General features: G+C 70.5%; 15 protein-coding genes. 6 read left to right on the top strand and 9 right to left on the bottom strand.

Annotated features, from left to right (window positions below; genetic code table 11):
- Positions 1 to 12: 12 nt before the first annotated feature.
- The 4 genes from QRN19_RS07660 to QRN19_RS07645 all read right to left on the bottom strand — a co-directional run bounded on the left by QRN19_RS07660 (position 13) and on the right by QRN19_RS07645 (position 5,362).
- Positions 13 to 1,875 (bottom strand): glycoside hydrolase family 2 protein, encoded by a 1,863-nt coding sequence (locus tag QRN19_RS07660; RefSeq protein ID WP_285026156.1) that lies wholly within the window; start codon positions 1,873 to 1,875, stop codon positions 13 to 15.
- A gap of 98 nt (positions 1,876 to 1,973) precedes the next feature.
- Positions 1,974 to 3,302, bottom strand: coding sequence for an ABC transporter substrate-binding protein (locus tag QRN19_RS07655; protein ID WP_285026155.1), 1,329 nt, complete (start codon positions 3,300 to 3,302; stop codon positions 1,974 to 1,976).
- A gap of 196 nt (positions 3,303 to 3,498) precedes the next feature.
- Positions 3,499 to 4,428: a carbohydrate ABC transporter permease gene (locus tag QRN19_RS07650; RefSeq protein ID WP_085512504.1), complete on the bottom strand. Its 930-nt coding sequence runs from the start codon at positions 4,426 to 4,428 to the stop codon at positions 3,499 to 3,501.
- Positions 4,421 to 5,362, bottom strand: coding sequence for a carbohydrate ABC transporter permease (locus QRN19_RS07645; protein ID WP_079706839.1), 942 nt, complete (start codon positions 5,360 to 5,362; stop codon positions 4,421 to 4,423). The genes QRN19_RS07650 and QRN19_RS07645 overlap by 8 nt, the downstream gene beginning before the upstream one ends.
- Positions 5,363 to 5,583: 221 nt before the next feature.
- On the opposite strand from QRN19_RS07645, the gene QRN19_RS07640 reads away from it, so the two are divergent.
- On the top strand, positions 5,584 to 6,597 hold the full coding sequence (locus QRN19_RS07640; protein ID WP_285026153.1) for a LacI family DNA-binding transcriptional regulator: 1,014 nt from the start codon (positions 5,584 to 5,586) through the stop codon (positions 6,595 to 6,597).
- On the opposite strand, the gene QRN19_RS07635 is transcribed toward QRN19_RS07640, so the two are convergent.
- From QRN19_RS07635 to QRN19_RS07615, 5 genes are all read right to left on the bottom strand, one after another.
- Positions 6,587 to 7,165, bottom strand: a complete 579-nt coding sequence (locus QRN19_RS07635; protein ID WP_285026151.1) for a hypothetical protein — start codon at positions 7,163 to 7,165, stop codon at positions 6,587 to 6,589. The genes QRN19_RS07640 and QRN19_RS07635 overlap by 11 nt on opposite strands.
- Entirely contained in the window at positions 7,165 to 8,478 is a 1,314-nt protein-coding gene (locus QRN19_RS07630) for a signal peptidase I (protein ID WP_285026149.1), read from the bottom strand. The genes QRN19_RS07635 and QRN19_RS07630 overlap by 1 nt, the downstream gene beginning before the upstream one ends.
- Before the next feature lie 10 nt (positions 8,479 to 8,488).
- The gene (locus QRN19_RS07625; protein WP_285026147.1) at positions 8,489 to 9,016 is read right to left on the bottom strand and encodes a hypothetical protein; all 528 of its coding nucleotides are present in this window, start codon (positions 9,014 to 9,016) and stop codon (positions 8,489 to 8,491) included.
- A 135-nt stretch (positions 9,017 to 9,151) separates the two neighbouring features.
- Positions 9,152 to 9,796 (bottom strand): SipW-dependent-type signal peptide-containing protein, encoded by a 645-nt coding sequence (locus QRN19_RS07620; RefSeq protein WP_285026146.1) that lies wholly within the window; start codon positions 9,794 to 9,796, stop codon positions 9,152 to 9,154.
- 219 nt (positions 9,797 to 10,015) lie between these two features.
- Entirely contained in the window at positions 10,016 to 12,835 is a 2,820-nt protein-coding gene (locus QRN19_RS07615) for a helix-turn-helix transcriptional regulator (protein ID WP_285026144.1), read from the bottom strand.
- Positions 12,836 to 13,335: 500 nt separating this feature from the next.
- Here QRN19_RS07615 and QRN19_RS07610 point away from each other — a divergent pair, with 500 nt between their 5' ends.
- From QRN19_RS07610 to QRN19_RS07590, 5 genes are all read left to right on the top strand, one after another.
- Positions 13,336 to 21,243 (top strand): choice-of-anchor G family protein, encoded by a 7,908-nt coding sequence (locus QRN19_RS07610; RefSeq protein WP_285026143.1) that lies wholly within the window; start codon positions 13,336 to 13,338, stop codon positions 21,241 to 21,243.
- A 116-nt stretch (positions 21,244 to 21,359) separates the two neighbouring features.
- Positions 21,360 to 22,307 carry a DUF5819 family protein gene (locus QRN19_RS07605; RefSeq protein WP_285026142.1) on the top strand — a complete coding sequence of 316 codons (948 nt, stop codon included), beginning with the start codon at positions 21,360 to 21,362 and terminating at the stop codon, positions 22,305 to 22,307.
- Positions 22,304 to 23,329: an HTTM domain-containing protein gene (locus tag QRN19_RS07600; RefSeq protein WP_285026141.1), complete on the top strand. Its 1,026-nt coding sequence runs from the start codon at positions 22,304 to 22,306 to the stop codon at positions 23,327 to 23,329. Before QRN19_RS07605 ends, QRN19_RS07600 begins: the two co-directional genes overlap by 4 nt.
- A 303-nt stretch (positions 23,330 to 23,632) precedes the next feature.
- Positions 23,633 to 24,421: a DeoR/GlpR family DNA-binding transcription regulator gene (locus QRN19_RS07595; RefSeq protein WP_085512485.1), complete on the top strand. Its 789-nt coding sequence runs from the start codon at positions 23,633 to 23,635 to the stop codon at positions 24,419 to 24,421.
- Positions 24,418 to 25,419 carry a 1-phosphofructokinase family hexose kinase gene (locus tag QRN19_RS07590; protein ID WP_285026139.1) on the top strand — a complete coding sequence of 334 codons (1,002 nt, stop codon included), beginning with the start codon at positions 24,418 to 24,420 and terminating at the stop codon, positions 25,417 to 25,419. The genes QRN19_RS07595 and QRN19_RS07590 overlap by 4 nt, the downstream gene beginning before the upstream one ends.
- The last annotated feature ends 21 nt before the right edge of the window (positions 25,420 to 25,440 follow it).

Here is a 25,440-nt window from a genome sequence, read left to right as displayed (position 1 = left end):
CGGACCGAGGGGTCAGGAGGCGGAGGGTCGGACGCGGCGCTCGTAGGCGGCGTCGGCCGCGAGGACCGCACGCACCCGGGCCAGGTCGAACTTCGGCCTGCGATCGAAGTCGTAGATGCCGTTCTGCTCCTGGAACGTGTCGGTGAGCTGCGTGTAGCAGTAGCCGAACATGTTCTCGTCGTCGGTCAGCACCCGGACGAGCCCCGCGAAGCGCTCGTGGAACTCCTCGACCGACGCCACCCGCGCCCCATAGCCCCAGGAGTCACCGCCGGTGTCCGCCGCCGCGAGCTCCGCGTTCCACCAGATGCCGCCGAACTCCGACACGAAGAACGGCTGCCCCTCGTACGGCAGGGAGATGGTGCGTCCATCCTCGAGGTTCGTGAACGGCTCACCGTCCGCGATCCCGCCCTGTTCGACGGCGAACGCCGCCGGGTCCTGCTCGTAGGAGTGCGCGTCCCACACGTCCGTCTCCCGCACCCGGTGCGCGTAGCCCGAGGCGTCGATCACCGGGCGACTCGGGTCGATGAGCTTCGTCGCGAGGAACATGCCGCGCGTGACGTCGTCGAGGACCGTCACCCGGTCGTGCAGGGTCTGGTGCGTCTCGTTCAGCGGGCACCAGCCGATGATCGACGGATGGTTGACGTCGCGCTCCAACGCCTCGACCCACTGGGTGATGAACGACGCCGTCGGACCCTGGTTGTGACCGACCGTGCCCGCGCCCGACACTCCCCAGTCGCCGAACTCGCCCCACACCAGATACCCGAGCCGGTCCGCGTGATAGAGGTACCGCTCCTCGAACACCTTCTGGTGGAGCCGCGCACCGTTGAACCCGGCGTCCATCCCGAGCGTGATGTCGGCCACGAGCGCGTCGTCGTCCGGCGCGGTCATGAGTGACGACGGCCAGTACCCCTGGTCGAGCACGAGCCGTTGGAAGACGTGCTCGCCGTTGATCAGCACCGCGGTGCCGTCGATGGCGACACTGCGCAGCCCCGCGTAGCTCGAGACGCGGTCGGTGACGTCGCCGGCACCATCGCGGATCTCGATGTCGAGGGTGTAGAGGAACGGGTCGGCCGGGCTCCAGAGCCGCTGCTGGTCGGCCGGGACCTCGAGCCGCACCGACGGCGACATCGTCGACCCGAGCTGCGCGGTCTCGCTGGTGACGACCACGCCGTCGGCGGACAGGGTCACCGTCGCGGTCGCCCCCGCCGCGTTCCGACTGGGGACGAGCGTGCAGTCGAACCGCGCGGCGTCCGCATCGGGGACCACGGTGAACCGCCGCAGGTGCAGCTCGTCGACGGCCTCCACCCAGACCGTCTGCCAGATCCCCGTGGTGCGGGTGTAGTAGCAGTCGGTGTTGCCGTACCAGGTCGCCTGCTTCCCACCGGCCTTCGGCTCGTGACGGGTGTCGCGCGCGCGCACCACGATCTCGAGTTCCTGGCCCGGCTCGACCGCGCCGAGCGGCACCCGGATCGGCGTGAAGCCACCCCGATGCCGCATCGCCTCGACCCCGTCGACCCACACGGTCGTGTCGTGGTCGACGGCACCGAAGTGCAGCACGCCCTGCTTGCCCTGCCACGCCGACGGCACCGTGAAGCGCGTGCGGTACCAGACGGCCTCCATGAAGTCCGTGTGCTCGACGCCCGACGCAGCCGACTCCGGCGCGAACGGGACGAGGATGCGATCGGTCAGTTCGCGGCCGAGGAGCCCGCGCTCGAGCCCGCTGTCGCCGGCGTCGATCTCGAACTCCCAGAGGCCGTTGAGATTGACCCAGCCGTCGCGGACGAGCTGCGGCCGCGGGTACTCCGGGCGCGGCTGCGGCGTGTTGTCGGCGCGGCCGCTCGGCAGCGGGGCGGGGAAGAGGAGAGGGTGCGTCATGGGTGTCGTTCCGATGCGTGGTGATGGGTGGAGGTGTCGTCGGGCCCTTCGACAGGCTCAGGGACCGGGGGCTGAGCCTGTCGAAGGGCGGGGAGTCGCTAGCGGGCGTCGTCGACGGCCTTCGTCAGCTCGGCGACGAAGGCCTCGGCGGCCTCCTTGGGGGTGGTCTTGCCGAACTGGACGTCCTGGTTGTAGCGGCCGAGGATCTTCTCGCTGTCGCCACCACCGACGGGCGTGATCGCCGGCGGGGTGCCCGACTCCTCGCGCGCAGCGTCGACGACGCCCGCCACGATGCGGTCCGTCGGCGTCAGGTCGGGGTCGATCGCCTTCTGGAAGTCCGGGTTCGCCGGCATGCCGCGTTCGGTGCTGAACAGCTTCGCGACCTCGGTGTCCGTCGTGAGGAAGTCCACGAGCAAGGCCGCCTCAGCGGGGTGCTCGGACTTCGACGAGACCGACCAGTACATCGACGGCTTCAGGTACTGGTATCCCTCGGAGGCGTCCTTCGCCGCGGGGAAGGGGAGCATGTCGAGCTGGTGGTCGGGTGCAGCGGCCTGGAAAGCGGTGAGCACCGACGACGGCTGGAAGGTCATCGCGACCTTGCCCGTGCTCATGTCCATGAGGTCGATCGCCACACCGTTGCCCTCGGCCAGCTGCGAGGCGCTCGGGGCCGCGCCGCTCTCGATCTGGTCGAGCGCGTACTGCCAGTAGCTCTCCACGACCTCGGGCTTCAGGATGACCTTGCCGTCCTTGTCGTAGATGTCGTTGCCGTGCTGCCGCGCCCAGAGCGTGAGGGTGGGCATGTCGCCGCCGAACGGGGACATGCCGTGGACAGCGCCGCCCGAGGCCTCGGTCACCTGCAGGGCGACGTCGTTGAGCTCGTCCCACGTCCACGTCGTCGCGTCGGGCAGCTGGATCCCGTACTGCTCGAAGATGGACCGGTTGACCATGAGGCCGACGGTGCCGACGCCGATCGGCACGCCGTACAGCTCGTCCTTCACCTTGCCCTGGTCGAGCACCTCCGCGCTGAGGTCGGAGGTGTCGAGGAACTTGTCGAGAGCACCGAGGTCGGCGAGAGCCCCGCGCTGGGCGTACGAGGCGAGGTAGAGCTGGTCGAACTGCATGACGTCGGGGGCGTCACCGCCGGCGACCGTGGTGGCGAGTTTGTCCCAGTAGCCGCCCCACTCCGTCGACTGACCCTTGACGGTGATGTTGGGGTACTTCTTCTCGAACAGGTCGATGGCGGCGCGGGTGCGCTCGTCACGGGCCGTGGCACCCCACCAGTTGAAGGTGATGGTGACGTCCTCGTCGCTGAGCGCGGCGTCGCCGTTCCCACCGCCGACGGCGCAGCCGCTGAGGGCGAGCGCCGAGACGGCGGTGGCGGCTGCGAAGCCGAGGAGGCGGGACCGGGATCGTGGTTGGCGTTGCATGATGCTCCTTTGCATGGGTGGATCGGTTGGCCCTTCGACAGGCTCAGGGACCGGGTTGTGGGCTCAGGGACCGGTTGTGGACTCGGGGACCGGGTTGTGGACTCGGGGACCGGTTGGGGACTCGGGGACCGGGCCCTTCGACAGGCTCAGGGACCGGGCCCTTCGACAGGCTCAGGGACCAAGTGCAGCTCGAGGGTTACTTGCCTCCGGTGGTCGCGATGCCGCGGAGGAGGAACCGCTGTCCGAACAGGAAGGCGAGGAACACCGGCAGCAGGGTGACGACGCTCATGGCGAAGAGGGCGCCGTAGTCCGATTGCGACTGGGTGTCGACGAACGACCGGAGGGCGACCGACGACGTGTACTTGTCGGGGTCGGTCACGAAGATCAGCTGGCCGAAGAAGTCGTTCCACGTCCAGATGAAGGTGAAGATCGCCGTCGTCGCGAGTGCCGGGGTCATGAGCGGGAGCATGATCTGCACGAAGATCCGCAGGTGACCGGCTCCGTCGATCCGCGCCGCCTCGTCGAGCTCGCGCGGGATGCCGCGGATGAACTGCACCATGAGGAAGATGAAGAACGCGTCCGTCGCGAGGAACTTCGGCACGATGAGCGGCAGGTAGGTGTTGATCCAGTCGAGCTGGGCGAAGATGACGTACTGCGGGATGATCAGCACGTGGATCGGCAGCATCATCGTGAGCAGCATGGCCGCGAAGGCGAAGCGCTTGAACCGGAACCGCAGCCTTGCGAAGCCGTACGCGGCGAGCGAGCAGGTGAGCAGATTGCCGATGATCGACCCGACGACGACGATCGCCGAGTTCGCCAGGTAACTCCCGAACGGCTGTGCGAGCGCGTTCCAGCCGTTCGTGTAGTTCGACGCTTCGAAGGTGTCGAGCACGAGGCCCGGGTTGTCGAAGATGTACCCGTTCGGGCGGAGTGACGACACCACCATCCACAGCACGGGGTAGAGCATCAGCAGCCCGAGCAGGATCAGCAGCGCGTGCTTGCCGATGCTCGAGATCCGCTGCCGACGCAGGAGCTTGGCGCGCTGAGCATCACCACGCTCGCGACGGGCGGCCGCATCGGGTGAGAGTCCGTCCTCGGATGAGGGGCGGGTCTTGAGGTCAGTCATCGTAGAACACCCAATACTTCGAGGCCCAGAAGTTGATGGCCGTGGCGGCGGCGATGATGATGAGCAGGAGCCACGCGATCGCCGACGCGTACCCCATCTGGAAGCTGCCGAAGCCCTTCTGGTACAGGTAGAGCGTGATGAACAGCGTCGAGTCGGACGGCCCGCCCGATCCGTTCGACACCACGTACGCCTGCGTGAACGACTGGAACGCGCCGATGATGCCGAGCACGAGGTTGAAGAAAATGATCGGGCTGAGCAGCGGGAGGGTGATCGACCGGAACTGCGTCCACCGGCCGGCGCCGTCCGTCGACGCCGCCTCGTAGTACTGCCGAGGGATCTGCCGGAGGCCCGCGAGGAAGATCACCATCGGGGCACCGAACGTCCACACGTGCAGGATGATCAGCGTCGACAGCGCGGTGTCGGGTTCCGAGATCCACCCGGGGCCCTGGATGCCGAAGACGGCGAGCAGCGCGTTGACGAGACCGCTCGAGCCGAAGACGAGCCGCCAGAGGACGGCGATCGCGACGCTGCCGCCGAGCAGCGACGGCAGGTACAGCACCGACCGGTAGAACGAGAGCCCGCGCAGGCCGCGATCCAGGAGGACCGCGATCGCCAGGGCGACCATGAGCTGCAACGGCACCGAGACCAGGACGTAGGTGATGGTCACACCGAGGGACTGGTGCAGGCGGGGGTCCTCGACCATCCGCTGCGCGTTCTCCAGCCCGGTGAAGTTCGGGTTCTGGAGGAGGTTGTAGTCGGTGAACGACAGGTAGAGCGAGACGAGTACCGGCCCGAGCGTGATGACGAGGAAGCCGATGATCCAGGGGCCGAGGAAGAGGAGCGCCGCGCGGTTGTCCCGGAACTCGGAAGCGTCGCGATGCTTGATCGCCCCCTTCGGCGTCCGCAGCGCGCGCAGCTCGTTGAGCGCGCTCATGTGGCGGCTCGGGTGATGGGTGGTGGGCTCTCGAACATGCTGCGCATCTCCTTCGACTCGCTGCGACCGTGCTGACAGGGAGACACGCTAACCGCTTGTGCTACGTAGCACAAGACGGATTTGGAAATCGGTTGCCGCCGGTATCCGGCGGTCGTGGAGTCGGTACGCTTGCGTCAGGACCGACGCACGGTGGAGCGCGCGCGACCGACGGGGAGGCACGGATGGCAGTGACCGCACGGGATGTCGCGCAGGCGGCCGGCGTCTCTCAGCGCACGGTGTCGGACGTCGTGAACCTGCCGGGACGGGTCGGAGCAGAGACCCGCAAGCGCGTGCAGACGGTGATCGACGAGCTCGGCTATCGGCCCAATCCGCACGCGAGGGGGCTCCGCAACAACCGCAGCGGACTCATCGCGCTCGTCGTCCCCGAGCTCGACGTGCCGTACTTCTCCGACCTCGCCCGCTGCCTCATCCCCGAACTCACGAAGCGCTCGCTCACCCTCGTCGTCGACCAGACGAACGGCGACCCGGAACGCGAGCGCGCCGTGCTCACCGGGGGAGCGGTGTCCTCGACCTTCGACGGCGTCCTGCTCAACGCGCTCAACCTGACGGCAGCCGACGTCGAAGCGGCCGCCGCGACCCAGCCGATCGTCCTCCTCGGAGAGCGGGACTACGGCGCGAGCGCGGACCACGTCGCCATCGACGGCACCGAAGCGGCCTACGTCGCGACCCGGCACCTGATCGAACGTGGCTGCACCCGGATCGCCGCCATCGGTCGGCAGGCTCATTCCACGGGCACCGCGAAGCAGCGGGTGGACGGGTTCGAGCGGGCGATGCGGGAGGCCGGACTCGACCCGAACCGGTATATGGCCGAAGGGGAATACGACCGAGCGAGCGGAGCGGCCGTCATGGGGGCGATGCTCGACGCGGGCGATCCTCCTGACGGCGTGTTCTGTTTCAACGACCTCATGGCGCTGGGCGCGATGCGTGCCGCGTGGGATCGCGGCGTCGACATCCCGCGCGACCTGGCGGTGGTGGGCTTCGACGACACCGAGGACGGCCGGTACGCGATGCGGTCGCTGACGACGGTCGCGCCCGACAAGGAGGCCATCGCCCGCGAGGCCGTCGCGATGCTGGTCGAACGCGTGGCCGGGCACGTCGGGCCGGGGCGGCGGGTGCGCGCCGGGTTCGAGCTGATCGTCCGAGAATCGTCCGGTCCGGTGCGACTCACCCGATGACGGCGCACGTCGGGTTCGTGCCGAGGAGGCCTGTCCCCACCTGCACGACGGCCCACGGCGACGTCCAGATCGTGTCTCGAGCGAGCGGCGGGACGATCAGGCTCGACGGCGCCACGCGGACGCCGAGATAGCCGGACCCACCGAGCAGGCCGGTGAGTAGTCCGTCGAGCAGAGCGCGGTTGAAGGTGATCGAGTACTGCCTCGTCGGGTTCGGCGTCGGCGAGGTCGCGGCCGGTGTGACCGCCGCCGAGGCGAGGGCGATCGTGGTCGACGTGTTCCCGCCGCCGACTTGGATGTCCGCCGCACCATACCCCTCCGGCATGGTGAACGTCAGGGTGTAGGAGTTGATCACCAGTCCGACGCCGAGCACCGACGTCGTCGAGATGGAGCACCCGTTTGCTCCGGCGAGGTAGGCGGGCTTGGGGATGCTCAGCGCGGCGAACGTCACGGCGCCCGACTCGGCGTCCTGCCATGCGGCCTCCACCGGTTGCGGAGCAGGAGCCGCGACGAGTGCGACAGTGGTCGCGAGGACGACCGCCGCGACGTGTCTTGACCGACCTGGTTTCATCAAGCGCTCCTCGCCGAGCGAGAATGCTGACGCAGCGCGCCGAACCATGCGCCGACGAGACCGATGAGGATCGCGCCCGCTGCCGCCCAGACGGCGAACTCGATGCTCGCGCCGGTGCGGGGGAGCGTGGTGATCGGCCCGGGCGAGACCGAGACGTTGTCGCCGATGCCCTCGGCGGTGACCGTGAGGGCGACCGAGGCGTTCGCGATGGCAGCACCGGACGGCATCCGGACGTCGAACTTCAGCCACCACGCCTCCGTGCTGCGCATCGAGAGCACTGCGCGCTCGACGCCGTCGACGGGCACCGCCATCTCGTCGAACAGGTGGGTGACGGTGCCGACGCAGCCGGCCGCGGTCCAGCGGACGGAACAGGCGTCGACCACCATGACGAGTCCGAGTTCGGGCGAGCCGGAGCCGACCATGGTCACGTCGATGGAGCCCGGCGTGGTTTCCGGCTTGGTGCTGACACCCACCTCCCAGGGCGTCGATCGACCCGGGGTGAGGGACCGCATGGCTGAGGGGTCGCCGATCGAGGTGAGGACGACCGCCTCGCCGGCGATGACGTCGACCATCGGTTCGGCGTGTGCGGGAGCGGCGCCGCCGATCGCGAGGCCGGCTCCGAGGAGCAGGGCGACCGGTGAGCAGCGGAGCGCGGCGTGACGGGCTGGTCGTGGTCCGGCTCCGTCGGCGCCTGCCGTGGAGGAGCGGCGTCGGGAAGCAGCACGACCGTCGCCGCCGGTCCCTCCCGAGCCGCTCGGCGGACGCTTGCGGTCGGAGCGCGGCCAGAACGCCCACATGACGAGGGCCGAACAGCTGAGCGTCAGTCCGGCCAGCACCCACGGGTTGGAGAGCCACACGACGAGGTAGGCGAGCCCGGGGACGGAGGCGAGCACGATGCGGACCGTCGAGACGGTGTACGGCTCGGGGTCCTCCGACTGGTTCGCATCGCCTTGCATGGTGATCGTCCGCTGTGGCCCTGCGGTGTCCACGCCGCCGGTCACCGAGGTGACGCGGTGGGTGACCGGCAGCTGACCCGCTCGGTCGACGGTCACGACGTCGCCCACCGCGATGTCGGATGCCGGGATCTCGCGCACGAGGGCGAGTGAGCCGGTGGGGATCGTCGGGCTCATGGAACCGGTCTTGAACATGATGAGGGTGACGTTGAAGCAGGTCGCGAGGATGACGAGCACGATGCAGACCACCCCGCCGACGGCGGCGAGGTTCAGCAGGGTGCTGCCGACGATCGACGCCACCGAGCGGCGGGGTTGCCGAGGCTCGGGGGCGTCGGTGGCGTCCGTGGGGGTCCGGGTCACGGTGCTCCGATCAGGAACTGGAGGTGCTGGTGAACACCCAGGTCGCCGACGCCGTGTTGCCCTGGAAGCTGGAGGCCGTGCCCGGCTTCACCCGAACGTCGAAGCAGAAACGCACCGGGGTCGCCGACGCCGTGCCCAGGGGGCCGGACGCCGTCGGCACCCCCGCGCCGGCCGCCAACGACCCCGTGTATGTCTGCGAGGCGAATGCACCCGCTCCGCACGTCGTGCCCGTCGCCGTCGCCACGACGCGGTACTCGAGCGCCGGAAGCAGCCCGCCGGTTGCCGCCGACACTGCGGACAGGGTAGCCGTCCCGCCGATGGTCGTCGCCGAGGTGGTGCGGATGTCGACGTACGCGTACTGGGACAGTCCAGGCGACATGGCGGTCGCGTTGAACAGCAGCGTCACCGGGTTGGCCGCTTCGTGCGCCGCCCAACTTCCCGGCGCCGTCTGCGATTCGACGGCGAAGGTGCTCGCCGCGAACGACGCCGACCCGAACTCGTCGTCGCTCCACGCTGCAAGAGTCAGCGAGGTCCCCACCCCAAGCACGAGGGCACTCGCGAGAAGCGCTCGCGTCCTCGTGAACCGTGATCGGCCGCCGCTTGGCTCCGCGGCGCGGTGATGCCGACCGGCCCCCGGTGTGTGCCGTCCCATGATCGTCCGCCCTGCCGTGGACTACGGCAGCGGCGTGGTGGACTCGGCTGCGAACTCCCAGACCACGGTGCCGCTCGGCGACGCCTGGGGGAGGCTCGCTGCCGGGGTGACCTCGAAGCACAGGAAGACCGGCGTGGTCGCGGCACCCAGCGTGAAGATGTCCGCGGCCGTGCTCTCCGCCGTGGCGGCGTCCGTCACGAGCGGGTCACCGGCCGCGAAGCTCGTGGCGTCACAGCCGAAGGTGGTGGTCTCCACGACGGAGTAGCTGAGCGACAAGGCGATGGCGTCGCCGCTCGTGGCGGTGATGTCGACCGTTCCGGCGTACGTCGACGCGGCGGTCAGCTGCACGGCGAAGCCGGCGTAGACGGGCTCCTCGGGAGCCAGGTTGTCGGCCTCGACGGCGAAGGTCAGCGGTGCGGCTGCGGCTGCGGCTGGGTGCTCGGAGAACGTGGTGCCGTTCGTGCTGCCCTCGATGCCGAACCCACCACCGGCGAAGATCCCCGTCGCGAACTCGGAGTCGTTCCAGGCCGCGAGGGTGATCGCCGCACCGACGCCGAGCACCAGGCCGCCGGCGAGGATCGCCTTCGCCCGCTTGCTGCGCTGGCCGCGGACGGGCGCGTCGGTGGCGGTGGCCACTGGGGCCTCGGTGCTGGTGTCGATGGTCATGGAAGCCCCCTGGAGTCCGCCGGTGACGGCTCGCGTCACCTCAGGTGTCGGGCGTGCGGAGACGGTCTCCGCACGTCTCGCGACACACTCAGGACGATAGGTAGCAGGCTGCGTGTTGTCACCAGTAGTGGGGTACTGGGATCCGTGGCAAAGCGCTGGTGGACTACCGAGATCGCCCGATCCGGCCCGCGAGCGGAGGTCGCCCACGGGCCGGGTCGGTCACGCCTCGCGTCGGCCGGACTGCACGACGATCCGACCCAGGTCCCGCCGGCGCCCGGCGCCGAGCTTCGTCCGCGCCTGCAGCACGTGCGACTCGACCGTCCGGACACTGAGGAACAGGCGGGTGGCGATCTCCTGATTGCTCAATCCCTGTGCGATGAGGTGCGCCACCTCCAACTCGCGCCGGGTGAGCGCGGACAGGTCGGCGGGCGGTTCGTCGCGATGCGCGTGCTGATCGAACGGGATGTAGGCGAGCGGTGCGTGGTCGGCGGGGTCGCCGACCGCGAGGGCGCCATCGGCAGCGGGCGGTGCCGACGCCGCCGGTCCGAAACCGTCCGTGGTGGGGCCCGAGAGCGTGTGCCCCGGTGTCAGATCCACGAGCGGTCCGGTCGGCTGTTCCGACAGCCCCGCGATGCGCTCGGCACAGCGACGAGCGTGATGCGGGCGTCCCTGTTCCGTGTGCAGGCGCGCAGCGAGCTGATGGGCTCCGATGGCCCGATGCCGGGCTCCCACGGCTTCGAGGGAGCAAGCGGCCTCCTCCACCCGGCTCGCATCACCCGACGCGCCGGCATCGAGGAGTAGGAACAACGCGCCCTGCAGCGGCGTCATCTCGCGGTCCTTCGCGTCGGCCACCCAGGAGAACGCCTCCGCTGCGTCAGTGCCGACCACGGAGGCCAGGCACGCGGAGTAGAGCCGTTCGGTCAGCGGATTGGAGCCGGACTCGGCCATGTGGTGCAACTGCACCTTGGCAGCCGTCAGGTTGCCGTCGGCCAAGAGCAGGCTGAAGTCAGCGATGTCGGCGAGGTAGGAGAGGACCGCGGACGACGCGACGAGACGCGTGTCCGTTCCGGCACGCCGGTCCATCGCCTCGTCGAGCTGTCCCGTCTGCGCGAGCGCGCCGATGAGGATGAGCGAGGCCTGCGTGTGGACGTCGGGCGGGATCGTCGAGTCGAGCATGCGTTCGACGACCCGTAGGTCCGCCAGCGCTCGCTCCGGTCTGCCGTCGAAGAACGCGAGCTGGGCGCCGAGCAGACCGACGATGCACTGATCGGTCGTCGCCAGCCGACCGGTTCCACGTTCCGCACGCTCGGCGAACTCGTCGATGTACCGCGCGAAGCCGGCCCAGGACAGGCCGGTCAGGAGCCGGACCGTGCCGGCCGCGAGGACGTACATCGCGCTCGCGTCACGCATCGCGTGGGACAGCGGGCGCGCAGCGTTGTACGGTACCCGCCGGTACACCGCATCACCGGCACGCAGCAGTTCGTGGAGCTCGGTCGGCGACGAGTGCAGGCCCCGTCGGCTGAGGAGCGCGGCGGCCGCGTACAGGCGCGGCGACTGCGCGGCGGCTTCGTCGTCGAGGACGTCCTGATACCTGCCGTCGTGCTCGGTCGGCCCGGGCTCGGTGTGCTGGCGCCACAGCTCGACCATCTCGATGCGCCGCGTGAGCGCACGGCCGTACTCGGCTCGTTCCGTCAGGACCTGCGCGCACGTGCGGTCGCCCCAGCGGTCCAGCGTCGCTCGCCAACTCAACACCTCGGCCTGGATGTCCTCGTCGGAATCGGCCTCCGGACCGACCTCGAGCACGCGCTGCGCCCCGTCCACATCACCGAGCATCGCGAGTGATCTCGACTGCTGGAGGGCCGCGCTCACCGACGGACGCCAGGTGAACGCGCGAGCGGCGAGCAACTGGCCGTCCGAGGGCAGTCCTGCGACGTTCGCGACGTGCGCCGCATCCAGGTAGACCCGCGCCATCGTGATCGCCTCGAACCCGTGGTCGAAGCGGTCGTCGTCGATCGACAGCCAGTACCGGCCGAGGATGAATGACTCGTTCGGCGTCAGCCGGCTCCCCGAGCGGAGGTCCGCGATGAGGGTGCGCTGGACGCGGTCGTGCGGGCGCAGCCGACCGCCGTGCCGCCACTCGGCCAGCGCCGACCAGGCGTGCAGCTCGTCCGCGACGATCCGGTCCTGTCCTGACCCGTCGTTGCGCGCCAGGCCCAGCCGCAACAGCGTGTGGAGCTCGTGTTCGCCGATCAGCCGTGCCGCGCGCGCGTAGGGGACGGGCCCGAGCTTCGCGAGCATGACGAGGGCGTAGCGGCCCTCGTCGTCGAGGCGGGAGAGCTGCGGATCGGTGAGATCGTGGATGCGTGGCGAGACGCCGGCCACCCCGAGCGACAGGATGCTGCGCGGGAGGTAGAACTCGCCGCCCGTCTCGAGGGCGTCCTTGGTGAGCTCGTGGACGAGGCGTGGTGAGCCGTTGCTGAGGCGCACGATGACGGCCTTCGCCATGTCGTCGAGGATGGCGTCGTCCGCCGCGGCGTCGGCGAGCGCCGAGGCCTCGAACCCGTCGAGCGCTGGGAGGTCGATCCGGGTGAGCGCCCCGCCCCGCCACACGGAGAGCAGCCGTTGCGCGGAATCGTCTGAGGCACTCGGCAGCCCGACGCGCTCCTGTTCGAGCGTGACGAGGGCGACGTGTTCACGCGACCTTGCGAGGTCGACGAGGTCGGACAGCCCGCTCGCCTGGAGGCCGGCACCGTCGTCGATGATGAAGACGGAGCCGCTCGGGGCGGTGCGCCAGTCGCTCAGCAGGTGTGAGGCGTCGGGCGCTGTCCCTGAGAGTCGGACGACGGCACGACCCGAGCGCTGCATGTGCGCACCGATCGTATCGACCGTGTGGGTCTTGCCGTAGCCGTGTGGACCGACGAGCAGGGTACTCGTCCGGTGTTCGATGAGCACGGCGACCCGGGCGATGGCGGCCTCGCGGCTGCTTTGCGGACCCGGCGCCCGCGACGCGGCCTGGCGGAACTCGGCCGTCCGTCGCATCGGTGACCCGGCCGAGCGGGACCCACCCGCGTATCGCGGCGAGCGCTCGATCACGGTAGGGCTCGCTCGTGGGCTCCGACCTGCCGCCTCCGCACCGGTGCGGTCTCAACCTGCTCTTCCATCGCAGCCCCCTCAAGCTCCGTCGTCCAGCGAGATCCGTCGTCCTGTCGGCTGACCGCTCACCCCTGCTCAGCGGTACTGACCCTCCATTCGACTCGACCCTCCATTGGATCTGTCCCCCATTATCCGGACTGCCTGGGTGCTTCAGGAGCCCTAGCTGAGTGTTCTCAGTAGAAACTACGTACCCCGCGTGGGGGATACCTCGTAGTCACCGGGGGAAACCTCCCACTCCCCGCCCCGGGCGAGCGGAATACCGGTTTCGGCCACGCCACTACCCGGGTTGCTGTCCCACCTCTGGGGGACACGGACCTGCGCCCCTAGATTGGCCGGGATCGACGCCAGACGCGGGCCCGCCCGTGCACCGACGAAAGGGTTCCACCGTGGGGGAACAGCAACGCAGCATCCTCGGCCGAGGCCGTGCCTGGAAGGTCGCGGCCATGGCCGTGGTCGGCACGGTCATCGCGATGGGATCGACGACGACAGCAGCAGTGGCAGCACCGTCCGACGTGTCGGACGGGCTCGGCCGGTTCCTCGGCGGGCAGGCTGCCGGGATCAACCTCGACACGCTCGCCGCCGTCAACGGTGCCCGAGCGGAGAACCCCAGCGGGGTGCACCCGGTCGCCGCGAACCCACTCTCGGCAGAGGTGCTCGACACCCTCGGCGTCGACCTCGGTGACTCCCTCCAGCTCTTCGGCACGAACGGCGTCATCGAACTCGGTGCGGTCGCCCAGTACGGCGCAGCCGCCGACAACGGCGACGCGCTCGCCGGGTCCGGCGCCGTCACCGACCAGGGCGGCGTGTCCATCGGCGGACCGGACGCCCCACCGGCCGACGCCGAACTCGACCTCACCGGACTGCTCGGCCGCGTCGGCACCCCGACCGGCGGCGTCCTCAGCGACCTCTCGCTCAGCCTCGGCGCCCTCGCCTCCACGATCTCGCAGACGGGCGGCGCCACGGCTGTTCCCGACTACCAGATCGCTGGCGCGACACTCACCCTCCAGAGCCCCCTCGTGCAGAACGTCGGGACGCAGGTCACCGGCCTCCTCCCGCCGCTGCAGACCACGCTCAACGGGCTCACGTCGGCGCTCAACACCGCGCTGAACGCGAACCTCATCGGCGTCCTCCGCGTGAGCGCGACGGGGACGGTGACCCCGCCGAACCTCGCGACCGTGGTCAACGACATCCTCACCACCCAGGCATCGCAGTCGGCGGCGACCGGTGTCTCCGTCAACCTGCTCACCGGCGCGGTGACCGTCGACCTCGCGACCCTGCTCGCGAACGACCCGAACCTGCCGGACCTGAACGACCTGCCGCCGAACACCTCGCTGCTCTCGGGCCCGATCGGTGCCGCCATCGCCGCGGCCATCACCTCCGCCGTCACCGCGCAGGTCACGGCCGTGTCCGCCGGCCTGCAGGCGGCCGTGGACGGCACGCGTATCCAGGTCACCGGCAACGTCACGACGAACGTCGTCGTCACGCAGGTCCCGGTCATCTCCCTGTCGCTCGACTCGACCCTCGGTGCCGTCCAGAACGGCACCGCCGCCTTCACCTCGGCCGGGCTCCTCCCGAACGTGCTGAACCCGATCCTTGCGACCCTCGATCTGAGCCTGGACCAGGTCGTCAACCTCGTCCTCAACCTCGTGAAGAACACGGTCGCCACGGCCTACACCGGTGTCGGAACGCTCAACACCGCCCTGAACGGCATCACCGGCGGCCTGGCGGCGAACGTCGTCGGACCGATCCTCGACATCGTGCGGCTCGTCGCCGATGTCACCGCGAACGTGCAGCCGGCGACCGGCGACCTCGGTGACGGATCGGCGACCGTCCGAGCCGTGCAGATCTCCCTCGTCCCGGCGATCTCGCTCGCGACGGTCAACCTCGCATCGTCCTCCGTCCGCGGCACGCTCGTCGTGTACGACACGGCCATCACCGCCACGCCCGCGACCGTCAACCCGGGCCAGTCCACCGTGATCGACGGCACCGGCTTCGCGGCGAACGAGCAGGTCACCATCACCGCGCCCGGTCTCGACCCGGTCATCACGACGTCGGACGCTTCCGGTGCGATCAGCCAGAGCGTCACCGTCCCCGCCGGCTTCACCCCGGCGACCCTGACGTTCACCGCCACCGGTGCGACCTCCGACACCCCGGCCACCGCCGACCTCATCGTCGCGCCGTTCGTGACCGCGATCTCCGCCGACCCGGCGACGATCGCTCCGGGTGGCAGCACCACGATCACCGGCACCGGGTTCCTGCCCGGCGAGTCCGTGTCGATCACCGTCCTCGGCCTCACCGACCCGGTCGTCACCACCGCGACGGGCACCGGCACGATCTCCGCCAGCCTCACGCTTCCGGCGGACGTCCCGCTCGGCCCCGTGACGGTCACGGCGACCGGCGTCTCCTCGGCCAGCCCCGCGACCACGACGGTCACGGTCGAGGCGACGCAGTACGTCACCGCGATCTCCGCCGACCCGGCCAGTGTCGTCGCCGGCGGGACCACGACGATCACCGGCACCGGCTTCGCCTCGGGCGAGACCGTCGCCGTCTCGATCCCCGGCGTCGACCCGGTCACCACGACGGCCACCGGAACCGGCACGATCTCGGTCGACCTCGACATCCCCGCCGGCTACGTCGCAGGCCCGGTCGTCGTGACCGCGCTCGGCGAGACGTCCGACACCCCGGCCACGACCAACCTCGCCGTGGTCTACGAGACCTCGATCGTCGCCGTCCCGGCCACGGTCGCGGGTGGCACGACCACGATCATCAACGGTGCCGGGTTCGCACCGGGTGAGGACGTCGTCGTGACGTTCCCCGGCCTCGAGCCGATCACCGTCACCGCGACGGCACTCGGCGCGATCGGCACCCCCATCGCGGTCCCGCAGAACTTCGCGGTCGGCGACGTCACGGTCACCGCCCTCGGCGCCGTGTCCGCGACCGAGGCCACCACCGTCGTCACCGTCACCGCGACGGTCTACGACACCGCCATCACGCTCGACCCGACGTCGCTCATCCCTGGGAACACCACGACCGTGACCGGCAGCGGCTTCCTGCCCGGCGAGACGGTCACCGTCGGCTACCCGGGCGGCACCCCGGTGCCCGCGGTCGCCGACGAGGACGGCGGCTTCACCGTCGATCTCACCGTGCCGGCCGGCACGCCCGCCGCGACCGTCGTCGTCACCGCCACCGGTGAGACGTCGGCCACCCCGGCGACCGCCGACCTCGAGGTGCTCCCGTACGACACGGCCATCACCGCCGACCCGGCCTCGCTCCTCCCCGGTAACTCGACCACCATCACGGGTACCGGCTTCGCCGCGAACGAGTCGGTCTCCGTCTCCGTCCCGGACGGCACGCCCGTCGTCGTGACGGCTGACGGCGACGGCGGCTTCACGGCCGCCCTGCCGATCCCGTCGGGGACGCCCGCCGGCCAGCTGACGGTCACCGCCACCGGCGCGGTCTCCGCGACGCCGGCCGAGACGGACCTCACCGTTGAGGCTTACGACACCGACATCGCGCTCGACCCGGCGACCATCGCCCCCGGTGGCAGCACGGTCGTCACCGGTTCCGGCTTCGTTCCGCTCGAGTCCGTCTCGATCACCATCCCCGGCCTCGCGACGCCCGTGACGACCACGGCGAACGGCGACGGTGAGATCACGGTCAGTGTCACGCTCCCGGCGGACTTCCCGCTCGGCGACGTCCCGGTCACCGCCACCGGTGCCGTCTCGGCCACCCCGGCCACGGCGACGCTCGCCGTCGAGGCGACCACCTACGTCACGGCCATCACGGTCGACCCGACGACCGTCGTCGCGGGGGAGAGCACGCTCGTCACCGGTACCGGCTTCGAGCCCGACGAGACCGTCACGGTCTCCATCCCCGGTGCGCCCGCGGTCACCACGCAGGCCTCAGCGACCGGCACCATCTCCGTCTCGCTCCCGGTCCCAGCGGACTACGCGGAGGGCACGGTCGTCGTGACCGCCCTCGGCGAGGTCTCCGAGACCCCGGCCACGACGAACCTCGCGGTCGACGTCGTCTACACCCCGACGATCACCGCCGACCCGGCCACGGTCCCCGGCGGCACCAGCACCGAGATCTCGGGCGCCGGCTTCGCGCCGAGCGAGAGCGTCACGGTCACCTTCCCGGGCCTCGACCAGATCACGGTCACGTCGAACGCAGCCGGTGAGATCACGACCACCGTCGACGTCCCGCAGAACTTCGCGGTCGGTCCGGTCACGGTCACGGCCCTCGGCGTCGTCTCCGCGACCGAGGCGACGACCACGGTCACGGTCGAAGCGACGGTCTACGACACGGCGATCACCGCCGACCCCGACACGCTCCTCCCCGGCGGCAGCACCACCGTCACCGGAACGGGCTTCCTGCCCGGCGAGTCCGTCTCCGTCTCCATCCCCGGCGGCACGCCCGTCGTTGTGGAGGCCGGTCCGGACGGCGACATCACCGCCATCCTGCCGATCCTGCCCGGCACCCCCGCCGGCCCCGTCGTCGTGACGGCCGTCGGCGCGGTCTCGGCCACGCCCGCCACTGCGACGATCACCGTCGAGGCGTTCGACACGACGCTCACCGCGACGCCGTCCACGCTGAACCCCGGTGACTCGACGATCCTGTCGGGTGGCGGCTACGTCGCGAACGAGTCGGTGACCATCTCGGCTCCCGGCTTCGACGACATCGTGACCACGGCGAACGGGCTCGGCGAGATCAGCCAGGTGGTCACCTTCCCGGCGGACTTCGTCCCCGTGACGGTCACCTTCACGGCCACGGGTGCCCTGTCGCTCACGCCGGCGCAGACCTCGGTCCTCGTCGAAGCGGTCGTGTACGACACGGCGATCACGGTGGACCCGACGACGGTCAACCCGGGTGGGACCACCACCGTCACGGGCACCGGCTTCGCACCGAACGAGACCGTCACCATCACGATCCCGGGCGGCGACCCCGTCACCGTGACGACGAACGGCGACGGCGACTTCACGCAGCCCGTGACGATCCCGGCCGGAACGCCTGCTGGGCCGATCACGATCACCGCGACCGGCGACACGTCGAACACACCGGCCGACGCCGACGTGACCGTGGTGCCCTATGACACCGCGATCACCGCCGACCCGGACACCCTGCTCCCCGGCACCTCGACGACGATCACCGGTACCGGCTTCGCGCCGAACGAGTCCGTCTCGGTCTCGATCCCCGGTGGCACGCCGGTCGTCGTGACGGCGGACGGTGACGGCGGCTTCACCGCCGCCCTGCCGATCCCGTCGGGCACGCCCGCCGGACCGCTGGTCGTCACCGCAACTGGCGCCGTCTCCGCGGCGGACGCGACGGCGACGGTCACCGTCGAGGCCTATGAGACCGCGATCACGGTCGACCCGGCGACGGTCGCACCCGGTGGCAGCACCACGGTCGCCGGTGACGGCTTCGCGCCGAACGAGGCCGTGAGCGTCACCGTCCCGGGCATCGCGACACCGATCCCCACCACGTCGAACGGCAACGGTGAGATCTCCGTGAGCGTCGACCTCCCGGCGGACTTCCCGCTCGGACCCGTGACCGTCACCGCCACCGGGGCCGTCTCGGCGACCCCCGCCACGGCGACGCTCACCGTCGAGGCCACGACCTACGTCACGGCCATCACCGCCGACCCGACCACCGTCGTCGCGGGTGCCAGCACCCTCGTCACCGGCACCGGCTTCGCACCGAACGAGAGCGTCACGGTCTCGATCCCCGGCGCCGACCCGGTGACCACCACGGCGACGGCGACCGGCACCATCTCGGTGTCGCTGCCCGTCCCGGCCGACTACGCCGAAGGTGTGGTCGTGGTGACCGCGCTCGGCGCGACGTCCGACACCCCTGCGACGACGAACCTCACGGTCGACCTGGTCTACACGCCGACGATCACCGCCGACCCGGCGACGGTCCCCGGCGGGACCTCGACGGAGGTCTCGGGGAGCGGCTTCGCGCCGAGCGAGAGCGTCACGGTCACCTTCCCCGGTCTCGCGCCGGTGACGGTCACCTCGAACGCCGACGGTGAGATCACGACGACGTTCGCCGTCCCGCAGGGCTTCGCGACCGGTCCGGTCACGGTCACCGCACTCGGCGTCGTCTCGGCGACCGAGGCGACCACCACCGTCACGGTCGAGGCCACGGTCTACGACACGGCGATCACCCTCACGCCGGACACGGTGAACCCGGGCCAGACCACCACGGTCACCGGCACCGGCTTCCAGCCGAACGAGTCGGTCAGCGTCTCGATCCCCGGCGGCGACCCCGTCGTGGTGACGGCCGACGGCGACGGCGGCTTCACCGCGACCCTGCCGGTGCCGCCCGGCACGCCCGCCGGCCCGGTCACGGTGACCGCGGTCGGTGAGACCTCGGCGACGCCCGCTGAGGCGGAGCTCACGGTCGAGGCCTACGAGACGGCGATCACCGCCGACCCGAGCACGGTCACGGCCGGCGGAGCGACGCTCGTCACGGGCACCGGCTTCGCCGCGAACGAGTCCGTCACGGTCACGGTCCCGGGCGGCACCGCCGTCCCGGCGACGACGGACGGCGCCGGTGAGTTCTCGGTCGGGATCACGATCCCCGCGGCTGCCACCGTCGGCCCGCTCGTCGTGACGGCCGAGGGAGCGGTGTCGCAGACACCCGCCACCACCACTGTCACGGTCACCGTGGTCGTCTTCTCGCCCGTCATCACCGCTTCCCCGGACGCGCTGATCGCCGGCAACACGACGGTCATCACCGGCACGGGCTTCGCAGCCAACGAGACGGTGACGGTGTCCATCCCGGGCGCTCCGGTCGTCACGCAGGTGACGAACGCCGGCGGCGGCTTCACGGTGACCCTCCCGGTCCCCGACGGTTACGCGCTCGGCGACGTCACGGTCACGGCACTCGGTGCTGCATCGAACGAGCCGGCGACCACGATCATCGAGGTCCTCGCCTACGACACGGCCATCACGGTCGACCCGTCGTCGGTGCTGCCGGGTGAGACGGTCACGGTCGACGGGACGGGCTTCGCCGGAGGTGAGACGGTCACGGTCTCGATCCCGGGCGCACCGTCCGTCACCGTGGTGACGAACCCTGACGGTTCCTTCACCGTGGACCTGCCGATCCCGGACGACTACACGCCCGGACCGGTCACGGTGACCGCCGAGGGCGACGTCTCCGAGACGCCGGCCGCGGCCGAGGTCGCCATCGAGGAGGGAGCGGTCGACGTCGACACCGACGCCGCTGCGGTCGACGTGGACGCTGCCACGGATGCTGACGCCGATGTCGACACCGACGTGGACGTGGATGCCGCGGCTGATGTGGATGCTGATGTGGACGCTGCCGCCGACACCGACGCTGCGGCCGATGTGGATGCTGCTGCGGACACCGACGCGGCTGCTGACGTGGACGCTGCGGCAGACGTCGATGCGGCTGCTGACGTGGACGCTGACACCGATGCTGCAACGGATGTGGATGCTGCTGCTGACACCGATGCTGCTGCTGACACGGATGCGGCTACGGATGCGGACGTCTTCGTCGATTCCGATGCGGCTGCTGATGTGGACGCTGTCGACACGGACACCGCCGCGGATGTCGATGCAGCCGCTGACACCGATGCAGCGTCCGACGGAGTGGATGTCGACCTGAACGCGGATGTCGACGCCGACACGGAGACGGATGCGGACACGGCCGCTGACGCCGACACCGATGCTGCGGCAGATGTGGACGCTGCGGCCGACACTGACGCTGCTGCGGATGTCGATGCGGCGTCCGACGGGGCTGACGTCGACCTGAACGCGGATGTCGACACCGACACAGCGACGGATGCCGACACGGCGACCGACGCCGACACGGCAGCTGACGCCGACGGTGACACCGACGCCGGCGACGACCGCCTGGCGACCGTCAAGTACTCGACGATCGTCCGCGACACGGGCGTGATCCAGGAGGTCTACGCCACCGGCTTCGAGCCCGGCGAGACCGTCTCGGCCACCGTCTTCTCGACGCCGTTCGCCCTGACGCCGGTCGTCGCCGACGCCTCCGGCAACGCCACCCTCACCTTCCCGGTCGACTCGTCGATCGAGCTGGGTGCCCACCGGGTGGAGCTCTCCGGATCCGTGACCGGCGACCTGCCGCTCGACCGCGAGGCGACCGCCTTCACGGTCACCGCGGTGGCCGCTGCCGCACCGGGGTCACGCCCCGGTCTGCCGAGCACCGGCTTCGACGGCCTGTGGCTCGGGGGACTCGGCGCCACGATGCTCCTCCTCGGAGGCGCCTTCGTGGCCACGCGACGAGCGCGTCTGGAGTGACCCCGCTGAGCGGGCCGTGCCGCATTCGGGTCGGCACGGCCCACTCCTTCCCCCGCGGACGGCACCACCGAACGGGTGCCCCGCGGTTCATCATCACCCAGCACCAAGGAGGAACCGTGACTCCGATCACACGCACACCCGTCGGGGATCGTCCTGACACCCTTCGACAGGCTCAGGGACCGATGGGCGCTCAGGGGCCGATGGGCGCTCAGGGACCGAAGAGCGCTCAGGGGCCAGGCGGCGCCGAGGGACTGCCCTGCGCTGACGGACCGGAGGGCGGACAGGGAACGGGGTCGTCCGCCCCGCCGAAGCGGGCCGCTCGCATCGCCGCCGCGGTCTCGATCGCCCTCGTCGGTGTCTACGTCGCCGGCACCCTCGTCATCGTCTCGCCGACCACACCCGTCCGCGGTGCCGTCGTCGCCGCGGCGGGCCCGTACTTCACACAGAAGTGGAACGTCTTCGCGCCGAGCATCATGAAGACGAACATCACCTTCTCCGTCCAGGCGCAGTGGCGCGACGCGGACGGGACGCTCGTGAAGTCCGACTGGGTCAATGTGACGAAGCTCGAGCAGCAGGCGGTCCCCGGCCACGCCGAGCCGTCGCGGATCCAGAAGTCCTCGTGGAACGCGATGCTCGCCTACAACACCCGCTACCTCGCGCTCGACGCCCAGCAGCGCGAGATCGTCCGCGACACCTTCATCCAGCGGGCCGACGGTGGCGGGTATCGCGCCCAGTCGGCCGAGTCGCTCATCGCCGACCTCGACGCCGCCAGCACGACGCCGGGCTCAGGGCAGGGCGACATCGTCCGGTTCCTCCGCTACGACTACATGCTCAAGGAGTACGCGACAGCGTTCTCCACGGCGTACTTCGACCAGGACGTCGAGCGTGTCCGGTGGCGGATCGACCGCACCCGCCCGAACGACTTCGAGAACCGCTTCTCCGAGGAGCAGCAGTTCGACGACACCGCCGTCACCTTCGGCTGGCGGCACGTCGACGACGTCATCGACCCGGAGACCCTCGCCGTCTACCGCGATGTCGTCACCCGCTACGGAGGTGCACGATGAACGCCGTCCGCGCGTGGTTCGACCGTTTCGCCGGCTGGGTGACGGGTGCCAAGCACGCCGGCTACAGCCTCTCCGCCCTGCGGATCCTCTACGGTGTCGCGATCGTCAGCTTCCTCGTCACGAGCCTCGCCGACCGCCACTACCTCTGGGGCGTCGCGTCGAAGTGGGTCGACCCCGAGGCGAACCGCCGCGCGTGGTTCCCGCTGTTCGAGGTCGTCTTCACGAAGGACAGCGCCTTCGTCTTCGACCTCGCCTACGGGGTGCTCATCGTGCTCGGGCTGCTGTTCCTCGTCGGCTGGCAGACCCGGTTCGTCACACCCGTCCTGCTCGTGTTCTGGGTGGGGCTCGCGACCAACAGCACGGTGCTGACCAACGGCGGCGACACGATCCTCCGCATCACGCTGCTGTTCCTGGTGTTCGCGGACCTGTCGCGTCACTGGTCGGTCGACGCGTGGCTCGCCAAGCGGCGGGGTCGAGCGCCGCGGCCGATCCTGCGCGGTCGACTCGCGATCCCGGCGTGGCTCGCGAACGCCGCCAACAACACGGCGGTCCTGCTCTGCGCGTACCAGATCATGCTCGTCTACGTGAACTCCGGTATCTACAAGCTGATGGGTCCCGAGTGGCGCGAGGGCACGGCGTTCTACTACTCCCTCGTCCTCGACGTGTTCCGACCCTTCCCCGTGCTGAGCGACCTCGCCTGGCAGGTCGGCCCGTTCGTCTGGGTCGCCACGTTCCTGTCGGTCTGGGTGCAGCTGCTGTTCCCGGTGCTCATCCTGTGGCGGCCGACGCGGATCCTCGCGCTCGGTTTCACGATCCTCATGCACCTCGGGATCGGTCTGTTCCTCGGCCTGTGGCCGTTCTCGCTCGCGATGATCGCGCTCGACCTGCTGTTCGTCCGCGACCGCAGTTGGGTCGCCGTCGGTCGGTGGGCGGCGCACGCCGGGGGAGTGCTCCGCCAGCTGCTGCCGGAGCGCCAGGCGACGGAGAGACCCGTCACGACGTCGGCCGGTTCGCCGTCGTGACCACAGCCGTCTCGCACGTTCGGGTGCGAGACGAATCGGCGGTCGGCGCCACGGTTGCGCCGACCGCCACCCCTTTGCCGGTCCCGTCCCTCGCGCCCTGACCCGCTGCCGACCGTCCTACTCGATCGGTCACTGAGCTTGTCGGAGTGCGCCCTTCGACAGGCTCAGGGACCGGGGGTGGTTGCTGCCCTTCGACAGGCTCAGGGTCCGGCGGAGAACTGGATCTGTGTTTCTCTGTGTTTGTGTGATACTTTCTTCGCACTGCAAGCCTGCAACACCGGAAACGAAGGTCAAGGACGACGCATGTACGCGACGGAGCGGCACGAGCACATCACCAGCCGGGTGAAGACGAGCGGACGGGTCTCCGTCGCCGACGTCTCCCGCGAACTGGGCGTCACCGCTGAGACGATCCGCCGCGACCTCGACCAGCTCGAGACCTCCGGTGTCCTGCGCCGCGTCCACGGCGGTGCCGTCTCCGCAGCACGTGCTTCCGTCGCGGAGGCCAGCCTCGCCGATCGCCAGGGCCAGCGGAGCGACGCGAAGGCCACGATCGCCCGTGCGGCCCTCCGGCTCATCCCGGCGACGTTCAGCGGCTCGATCGTCATCGACGCCGGGACGACCACGGCCCACCTCGCCGACCTGCTCGTCACCTGGCGCCCGGCCACCGCCGGACAGACGCTCACGGTCATCACCAACTCCGTCCCGATCGCCGCGACGCTCCACCACTGCGACCACGTCGAACTGCACCTCCTCGGTGGCCGCGTCCGTGGCATCACGAGTGCGGCCGTCGGCAGCACGACCGTCGACGAGCTCGGCCGGTTCCGCCCCGACATCGCCTTCGTCGGCGCCAACGGGGTCAGCGCCGACTTCGGCCTCAGCACGCCCGACGAACTCGAGGGCGCCGTGAAGTCGGCGATCGTCCGTGGGTCGCGCCGGGCCGTCGTCCTCGCCGACGCCGCCAAGCTCGGTGAGGAAGCGCTCATCCGCTTCGCCGCCCTCGACGAGATCGACACCGTCATCACCGACGAGGTCGTTCCGACGACCCTCGGGGACGCCCTCGAGGCTGCGGGTGTCGAGGTGGTCGTCGCATGATCATCACCCTGACCGCCAACCCCTCGCTCGACCACACGGTGGAGCTCCCCGGTGTCGTCGAGCGCGGCGAGGTCCTCCGCGCCCTCGCCAGCCGGGAGCAGCCGGGCGGCAAGGGCGTCAACGTCTCGCGGGCCATCGCCGCCGCCGAGCTGGCGACCATCGCCGTCCTCCCCGGCGAATCGACCGACCCGATGATCGAGTCGCTCCGCGCGCAGGGCATCGACGTCCTCGCCGTCCCGACCGGGCAGCCCGTGCGTCGCAACATCACGCTCACCGAGCCCGACGGCACCACCACCAAGATCAACGAGCCGGGTCCGCTCCTCACCGAGGACGACGCGGCACGCCTCGTCGACGCGACCGCCCGTGCCGCCGCGAGTGCCGAATGGCTCGTCATCGCCGGTTCGCTGCCACCCGGTCTCCCCGCCGACTTCTACGCACGGATCGTCCGGGCCGCTCGCGCCCTCACCGACGGCGACCGCCCGCTCGTCGCCGTCGACAGCTCGGGGGAGCCGCTCGCCGCCCTCCTCGACACCTTCGCCGCCACCGGGGAACGCGTCGACCTCATCAAGCCGAACGGTGCCGAACTCGCCGAACTCACCGGCACCGCGTCCGGCGACGAGATCGAGGCGGACCCGGCGCTCGCCGCGTCCGTCGCCGCCACGCTCATCGGCACCACGGACCGACCCGGTCCGGTCGCCGCCGTCCTCGTCACGCTCGGCTCCCGAGGAGCCGTCCTCGTGGAGGGCGACACCGCCTGGTCGGCCCGGGCCCCGAAGATCGTCGCGCGCAGCACCGTCGGCGCGGGGGACTCCTCCCTCGCCGGCTACCTGATCGCCCGAACCGCAGGTCTCGCACCCGCAGCTCGCCTCGCGCAGGCCGTCGCCCACGGAGCCGCAGCCGCGGCGCTCCCCGGCAGCGACGTGCCGGCGCTCACCGGGACGGACGCCGCCGCCATCGACGTCGTCCAGCTCCCGCAGCGGATCCCATCCGCCCCCTGACCACCCCGGTCCCTGAGCTTG

Origin of the sequence: Plantibacter sp. ME-Dv--P-122b, assembly GCF_030209375.1 — a bacterium.
Classification (GTDB): domain Bacteria; phylum Actinomycetota; class Actinomycetes; order Actinomycetales; family Microbacteriaceae; genus Plantibacter.
Note: the sequence above shows the minus strand (reverse complement) of the source record. Positions and strands in the feature narration are given on the sequence as shown.